Here is a 6963-nt window from a genome sequence, read left to right as displayed (position 1 = left end):
CTCTTGATCCCGACAACACAGAATCCGAAGAAGATATCCGGAGGAAAATGGAAGGTCTCGGCTACTTAGAATAGTTTCTTAACGTATACTCCGAATATTATCACTAATATATTATTAATAAGCCATCTAGTTGACGAAACAGACTACGTCCCTGGATTGTCAAGGTAGCCCAGGTCTTTGAGTTTCCTGAGAATCTCTTCCTCTTCATCAGGATGAACATCGTATTTTGGCGGGGGAACCAGACCGGCGAGTTCAAGATCCCGCATGAATGTATAATGAGCGTTTTTCAAGCATAGCTCTGATTCGTCTATTTCCCTTATTTCGAAATTTACTCCCGAGTTAATTCCCGGAGATTCATTGCCTGACGCGATAACAATAACACCATGATTTGCAAGCATAGCGCATGCAGCGGCTTTTGCCCTTTCGTTCTCTTTCATACCAAGCTTCTCAATAGCTTCAGAGTGAAATACTTCTACTTTCCCTCCTCTATCTTCGATCTCGCTGCCAAGTTCATCCAGAATGGATTCATCTGAGCCGGCTTCAGTTCTGATCCAGATAATGAGCCCTTTCAATTGTTTTCTCCCTTTCCGGCAGCGTCCATAAGGATTTGTGCTATTTCGGGCCTCGTGAATTCAGGTGGAGGCATTTTGCCTTCGATAAGCATCTTTCTGACTTTATTACCTGAAAGAAAAACATGGTGTTCACTGCCATGAGCACATGTCTTCAAGGTTGCCATTCCACCGCATTTCTCGCAGAAGAAAGCGTGTTCGAACTTGAGAGGTACAATTCCCAGCTGATCCTTATCGAAACTGTCAAATATCATCTGAGCATCGTAAGTACCATAGAAGTTGCCTACTCCCGCATGATCTCTTCCCACAATAAAATGGCTGCATCCGTAATTCTTCCTTAGAAGGGCATGAAACACTGCCTCTCTTGGCCCGGCATACCTCATTGCCGCTGGAAACACGCTCATGGCAACCCTTGTTGAAGGATAGTAATCTTTCAGAATTTCTTCGTAGCAGTGCATTCTCACATTAGCCGGAATGTCTCCTGATTGAGTCTCACCAACAAGTGGATGAAGAAGAAGACCATCAACTATCTCCATGGCGCACTTCTGGATATACTCGTGGGCGCGGTGTATGGGATTTCTAGTCTGAAATGCTACTACTGTATTCCAGCCTCTTGCTCGGAAAAGAACCCTGGTCTCTTTAGGATCCAGTCTATACTTCTGAAATTTCTCAGATTCTCTCCGTCTTATGGAACGCACTCTGCCGCCTATATAAGTTCCAGAAAGGCTGTTCAGATATGCTACTCCCGGATGTGAGTCGTCGGAAGTCCCAAGAGTTTTCTCGGCTTCAGAAGCAAGATCAGCCTTAAACACATCCTCTATTTCCATATCTCCCCAGATAAGCCCATTCTCGTCCTTGAGCCCGACATGATCACCTTCTGATACTTCAGGATCGTTCGTTTTTCTGGAAAATACAACGGGAAGAGACCACACCGGTCCTGATGAAAGGTGCAGAAGATCAACAGCAGACACGTAGTCATCACGGCACATGAATCCCTCAAGCGGGCTCATGGCTCCGTTACCTATCATCTCCAGATCATTCTTTTCTCTGGCGTTTAATGTAAGGAGGATTCCATTCTCGACCTGACGTACGATCTCCTCAGCCTTTTCTCCCTCATACTGCCTGTCTGTCAATCTTCCACCGTGTGGAGATACAAGCATCTTCTCCGCCTTTCTTTCCATCTAATATGAATCCAGCTGATTGAACATGAAAAAGCAATAAGTGCACTCACTGTAAAATGCATGTCATTAATGCAATTATCCATAAACATGCCTGCAATTCAGCAGAAATATATTTCAGTGCTACATTTCATGCTACTTCAATTGAATACCTCATGACTGGTCAGGAACCGTGAAGTTATCTATTTTTGAAAACAACGGAAAGGAAACAAATATGACTGATGTTCCAATAAAGGTTAATAATCTGGAGAAATCTTTCAGGAAAACACTTGGGTTCTCCAGTTTTAAGGCTGTTGATTCATTAAGCTTCCAGGTTAAAAATGGAGAAATACTTGGATTCCTTGGCCCTAACGGCGCAGGTAAAACAACCACTATCAAGTGTATTCTCGGATTACTCAAGCCCACCTCCGGAGATGTGCTGCTCTGGAATGATTTCCCCGCGACTAAGAATGTAAGAACAAGAATAGGCTACGTTCCGGAAAACCCGGATTACGAAGAGATTTTTACACCTCTTGAATTCATGACAATGTTCGCTTCAATGCGCAGACTGGATATTTCGAAAGAGCAGATGATATCGATACTCGGAAGAGTTGGACTTGAAGCATGGGTTAAAGTCCGTATCAGGAATTTCTCAAAAGGCATGAAACAGCGCATGAGCCTCGCTCTTGCTCTTCAATCTCAACCAGAACTCCTTATCATGGATGAACCAACCGGCGGTCTCGATCCTGCGGCAAGGAAGGAATTTCGTGATGTAATTCTTGAAGAGAACAGTCGGGGAGCTACAATATTTCTATCTTCACATCTGCTTTCCGAAGTTGAGACCATATGTGATCGGGCTGTTATACTGTCCAGAGGTAAAAAAGTTACAGAAGGTAATCTTGATGATCTGCTGAGAACCGAGGATCTGTTCAGTATTTCATTCATGGTTTCCGTCGCGGAATCTGATGAACCTGAGAAAAAAGTGGTCACAGCTGCCGATTTACAGAAGACAATAGACGAACTGCGTCAAGTCGGGAATATTATCCTGGAAGTAAAACCGGTATACAGAAGTCTCGAGGAAGTCTTCCTCTCTGCTACAAGGGGAGGCAATTTATGAAACCGGTAATGACCTTTGCCCTTATGACTCTCAGAAATCTGCTGCGAAGAAGGACAATCTGGGGGATCAGTATTGTTATCCTGCTTGCCTTATTCGGTATAGGACAGATTCCGGGCTATGGTATTTCAAATGAAGGTAGATTCATTCTTGACTTTGGTCTCTTTGGTCTTGAAATAGGTGCTCTTCTCCTTGCAATAGGGCTTGCAGCCAATATCTATCCGAGAGACAGGGAGCAGAAAACAGTAATGCCCCTTATTGCCGTACCTCTGTCACGCGGACAGTATCTGATGGGGCGGTTTATCGGCGCTGCGATAGTTCAGGCTGCAGCGATGCTTGTCGGCTGCATCGGATTAATGGTAATACTCCTTATGAACGGGCTAATAATTCCAGTGGATCTATTCCCGGCAACATGTCTTCTTCTGGTGGAAGGGTGGTTTCTTCTTGCTGTAGTGTTCTTTTTCAGTTTCTGGACCTCTCCCCCGCTTAATGCACCATTAACCATTCTTCTGTTCATATTATCACAGATGTCTGTTTCAGGATTCATTGGTATCCTTCCGGGGGCTCAGGGATTTATGCGCTTTTTAAGGCTTCTGCTGCCGCACATGGACGTCTTCCATATCAAAGACCCGATTGCCCACGGAATAGGCATACCTGGTGTCTATTTCCTTCTTGCTACCCTTTACGGACTGGCTTACATGGCGTTCATGCTTTCCATCGCTCTTGCAGTGTTCAGAAGCAGGGATCTGAAATGAAGTATTTAGCGTTAATAGTATTGCTTGCACTGATATTTCTAACAGGATGCAGAATAGACTACGATCTTGAAGAGGTTGCTCCGCCTGAACATCTCGGTGAAATTCATGATCATGAACATGTTCACGAACATGATAGTACTTCTATATCAGGCAGCAACAGGCATGTGCATGAAGCAGGCGCGCGAAACCACGGAACAGGATGGTTTTTCAATCAGCCATGGGCTGCCAGATTCATCTGGAGTAAGATGATAAGAGATACTGTCATTCTTGTTCTTCTTGCTGCTGTAATTCTTCTTGCATCTCGCTACCGATTAAGGAAGAAACATTGAAAGGGAGAATTGTTCCATTTGTTGCTGCAGCCATATTTCTGACTGTCGCCGTCTATTCCGGAGGACTTGCCGGACAGGCTGCGATTTCCGATAACATCGCTACAGAGGCTGTATCAAAAGGCATCGGACAGATTGGTAGTTTCTTTGCCGACATTCTCTGGCTGCAGCTTGATCAGTACCATCATATCTGGATGTATCAGGGAAACGAATGGTTTACCGCGACAGACTATCTTCCTCAACTGTGGCTAATAACTAAACTGGATCCAACTTTTTGGGAAGCATATATTGACGGCGGCTACCAACTAGCGATTAATCTTGGCGAAATAAGTGAAGGAATCAAGCTTCTTCAGGAAGGTGTAAGAAATTGCCCGGAAAATGAGCGCGTGCTCTGGGAATACGCTGTAGTTCTCTGGGAAGTGGATTATCACAGCCCGAGAGAAACGGAAGAAGCAACATGGCAGTATCTCAGGATTGTACGAGATAAGCGCGGTCTCGTTGAAGAACCGTGGAATGAAGGAAACGCTTATCTTCTGCTTGAAAAAGTATTTGAGCAGGACACTCTAAGGCGAAACAACCTTGCGATATCCAGGCTTTATTCAAACAGGTCCAGTTTTATTAGACAAGTACGGGGTGAAGATCTCTGGAGCAATGAGGACTGATCTACATCCAGGATATCAACTCTTCTGCTCAAACGTGTCTGTATATCTTATTGATTCTCCGTCATGTAAGTAAAAAGCGGAATATCAGTATCTGTGCAATTATTATGCTTTAAGCGAGACGAAGAATGAGTGAAGCTAATCACAACTGGGAGCCTTTGTCCATTCAGGAGGTTGCTGAGCTCCTTTCCGGACTATCCGTGCCCTGGTGGATTGCCGGAGGTTATGCAATTGACCTTTTCGTCGGTCGCGAGACGAGATCACATGGTGACATGGACGTTCTCATTCGTCGCGATGACCAGCTTGAGGTTCAGAGATACTTGTCGGACTGGGATATGCACAAGACTCAACAACCAGGTCTCAAACCATGGCCCATCGGTGAATTCCAGGATCGACCGTTCGATGACATATGGTGTCGCTGGAAAGAAGGTTCTCCATGGCAACTCCAGCTTATGCTCCTCGATACCGATGGTGATCAATGGGTATTCAAGCGCGACCAGACTATCCGTGGCAGCATTGATAGTCTTGGGATACTCGCTTCCATTGGTGTATTTTACATTGCCCCTGAAATCCAGTTACTGTACAAGGCCAGGCTGGATACGCTCGATAAAGATGAATTCGACTTCCAGACTGCAATTCCCTTTATGGAGGAATCGTCATGCACATGGCTGCTTGAGTGTCTTGAGAAGCGATTCCCGGGCGGACACTCCTGGATTGATCAACTAAAGAAAAGACAGGCAAATACAAGCCATTGAAGCGACGGGTGACACTGCGCTTCATGGCAATGTTAACCGGAAAATGAAAGACACTTATGCCAGTTATTCTGGATACTTATTCTGAATTCCTTTCCTATTGGGAGAAATACAAAAACCTTCCGGTGAAGGAACAGATCGAGGGCTGGGCTTTCGAGTACATGGGCATGTGGCCTGACCTCCTGAAGCTACAGCAGAAAGACTATAGCGACATATCGGAAGACTGGCGTGAAATAGCTTTGGATAGAGTATTCCCTTTTCTGCACAGCCGCCTGAATTCCATGCAGGAAGCACATGGCAACCTTATCGGGCTAATCGAACCACTGCACAATCTTGCTATGGAGAAATTCAGTGTCAATGAATTCGATGTTCTATATGTGATTTATGTAGGAATAGGATGCGGGGCAGGATGGGTTACAAGAGTGCGTAATTCGCAGGCAATTCTTTTTGGTCTCGAGATGATCGCCGAGTGCGGGTGGACAGAATCTGATTCACTGAAAGGCTTAATAGCACATGAAATAGGTCATGCAATACATGGAAAACTCAGACAGGATCCGGAACTGAATCAAGAAAATGGACCCTGGTGGCAGCTTTATACGGAAGGATACGCACAGCGTTGCGAGCACATCATAATGGGTCGTAACAGCTGGCGTGAATTAACCGTCCTTAATACTTCTGACTGGCTTGAATGGTGTACAGAGAATAAGAGCATGCTTGCCGGGAAGTTCCTTCAGATGGTTGAAGAGGAAACTGATGTTCGTCCATTTTTCGGCTCGTGGTTTGATATACAGGGTTATAAGCAGTGCGGATACTATTTAGGTCACGAGGTGATATCGGACTTAGAACAGGAATGTGATATCAGGAAGCTGGCCGTACTGAAAGATGTCAGGCTCACAATGAAATCCGTGCTGGAGTCATATATCAGTAACGGTTAACAACCCGATTCTTGAATCCAGTTCTCAATATGCAGATCAGGAACTCTCTCAAATTCTTTTACATTATTGGTTACAAGAATTAGATCTCTGGTAAGACACTGCGCTGCAATCAATAAATCATATGGACCTATTGGAGTACCATTCTTATATAGAAAAGTTCTCAATGCACCAAAGGCTCGAGTATCAAGATCAGTAAATGGAACTATTTCAAAGCAGGAAAGAAACTCCAGAAGAGCGATTCTGTTTCTTTCAGGAAATGCGCTTTTTGCAATTCCATATTCAAGCTCAGCAACTGAAATGGCAGATACTCCGATATCGAAAGCTTTTTCTGATTCAAATCTCTGAAGTAGATACTCAGACTTCTTCTTAATCAAATATATGCATATATTTGTATCTATAAGGTACATTCAGAAAACTCTCTTTTGATCCTCTGGCTGCCTGCGACCATCAGAGAAAACATCATTTGAAAACTTTGCCAGGCTATCTCGAAGAGAACTCCATGGGACATGCATTGATGAAAGCACTAAAGAATTCCCAACTCTTTGGATGTAGAGTTCACTTTCCTCTATCGCATATTCCTTAGGTATCCTGACCGCCTGGCTGTTACCGCTTTTGAACACTTTTGCAGTATGCATTTAACTACCCCCTTTCTAATCAAAGTATATATGCGTGTATATACATAGTCAAGATGCGATT

10 protein-coding genes are annotated in these 6963 nt (G+C 44.4%); 6 read left to right on the top strand and 4 right to left on the bottom strand.

Annotation, left to right across the window (positions count from 1 at the left end; translation table 11 throughout):
• Positions 1-143: 143 nt before the first annotated feature.
• Both K8R76_09900 and sat read right to left on the bottom strand, forming a co-directional pair.
• Positions 144-572, bottom strand: a complete 429-nt coding sequence (locus tag K8R76_09900; GenBank protein ID MCD4848495.1) for a hypothetical protein — start codon at positions 570-572, stop codon at positions 144-146.
• On the bottom strand, positions 569-1729 hold the full coding sequence (sat, locus tag K8R76_09895; GenBank protein MCD4848494.1) for a sulfate adenylyltransferase: 1161 nt from the start codon (positions 1727-1729) through the stop codon (positions 569-571). Before sat ends, K8R76_09900 begins: the two co-directional genes overlap by 4 nt.
• Before the next feature lie 232 nt (positions 1730-1961).
• On the opposite strand from sat, the gene K8R76_09890 reads away from it, so the two are divergent.
• The 6 genes from K8R76_09890 to K8R76_09865 all read left to right on the top strand — a co-directional run bounded on the left by K8R76_09890 (position 1962) and on the right by K8R76_09865 (position 6267).
• Positions 1962-2843, top strand: a complete 882-nt coding sequence (locus tag K8R76_09890) for an ABC transporter ATP-binding protein (protein ID MCD4848493.1) — start codon at positions 1962-1964, stop codon at positions 2841-2843.
• Positions 2840-3595, top strand: coding sequence for an ABC transporter permease subunit (locus K8R76_09885; protein MCD4848492.1), 756 nt, complete (start codon positions 2840-2842; stop codon positions 3593-3595). Before K8R76_09890 ends, K8R76_09885 begins: the two co-directional genes overlap by 4 nt.
• Complete coding sequence (locus tag K8R76_09880; GenBank protein MCD4848491.1) at positions 3592-3924, top strand: hypothetical protein; 333 nt, start codon at positions 3592-3594, stop codon at positions 3922-3924. The genes K8R76_09885 and K8R76_09880 overlap by 4 nt, the downstream gene beginning before the upstream one ends.
• Positions 3921-4583, top strand: coding sequence for a hypothetical protein (locus tag K8R76_09875; protein ID MCD4848490.1), 663 nt, complete (start codon positions 3921-3923; stop codon positions 4581-4583). The genes K8R76_09880 and K8R76_09875 overlap by 4 nt, the downstream gene beginning before the upstream one ends.
• 125 nt (positions 4584-4708) lie before the next feature.
• On the top strand, positions 4709-5335 hold the full coding sequence (locus K8R76_09870; GenBank protein MCD4848489.1) for an amino acid transporter: 627 nt from the start codon (positions 4709-4711) through the stop codon (positions 5333-5335).
• Between the two features lie 56 nt (positions 5336-5391).
• Positions 5392-6267 (top strand): hypothetical protein, encoded by an 876-nt coding sequence (locus tag K8R76_09865; protein MCD4848488.1) that lies wholly within the window; start codon positions 5392-5394, stop codon positions 6265-6267.
• On the opposite strand, the gene K8R76_09860 is transcribed toward K8R76_09865, so the two are convergent.
• Together K8R76_09860 and vapB are read right to left on the bottom strand one after the other, a co-directional pair.
• Positions 6264-6674 carry a type II toxin-antitoxin system VapC family toxin gene (locus tag K8R76_09860; protein ID MCD4848487.1) on the bottom strand — a complete coding sequence of 137 codons (411 nt, stop codon included), beginning with the start codon at positions 6672-6674 and terminating at the stop codon, positions 6264-6266. The two genes, K8R76_09865 and K8R76_09860, sit on opposite strands and share 4 nt — an antisense overlap.
• Positions 6675-6902, bottom strand: coding sequence for a type II toxin-antitoxin system VapB family antitoxin (gene vapB / locus K8R76_09855; protein ID MCD4848486.1), 228 nt, complete (start codon positions 6900-6902; stop codon positions 6675-6677).
• Positions 6903-6963: the final 61 nt, after the last annotated feature.

It is taken from the genome of Candidatus Aegiribacteria sp., assembly GCA_021108435.1.
Lineage (GTDB): Bacteria > Fermentibacterota > Fermentibacteria > Fermentibacterales > JCC-6 > Aegiribacteria.
Note: the sequence above shows the minus strand (reverse complement) of the source record. Positions and strands in the feature narration are given on the sequence as shown.

What these genes read in the sequence shown, in the direction of transcription:
- sat (MCD4848494.1), bottom strand. Translation starts at nt 1,729, where the DNA reads ATGCTTGTATCTCCACACGGTGGAAGATTGACAGACAGGCAGTATGAG.
- K8R76_09865 (MCD4848488.1), top strand. Translation starts at nt 5,392, where the DNA reads ATGCCAGTTATTCTGGATACTTATTCTGAATTCCTTTCCTATTGGGAG.
- vapB (MCD4848486.1), bottom strand. Translation starts at nt 6,902, where the DNA reads ATGCATACTGCAAAAGTGTTCAAAAGCGGTAACAGCCAGGCGGTCAGG.
- K8R76_09870 (MCD4848489.1), top strand. Translation starts at nt 4,709, where the DNA reads ATGAGTGAAGCTAATCACAACTGGGAGCCTTTGTCCATTCAGGAGGTT.
- K8R76_09885 (MCD4848492.1), top strand. Translation starts at nt 2,840, where the DNA reads ATGAAACCGGTAATGACCTTTGCCCTTATGACTCTCAGAAATCTGCTG.
- K8R76_09860 (MCD4848487.1), bottom strand. Translation starts at nt 6,674, where the DNA reads ATGTACCTTATAGATACAAATATATGCATATATTTGATTAAGAAGAAG.
- K8R76_09890 (MCD4848493.1), top strand. Translation starts at nt 1,962, where the DNA reads ATGACTGATGTTCCAATAAAGGTTAATAATCTGGAGAAATCTTTCAGG.
- K8R76_09880 (MCD4848491.1), top strand. Translation starts at nt 3,592, where the DNA reads ATGAAGTATTTAGCGTTAATAGTATTGCTTGCACTGATATTTCTAACA.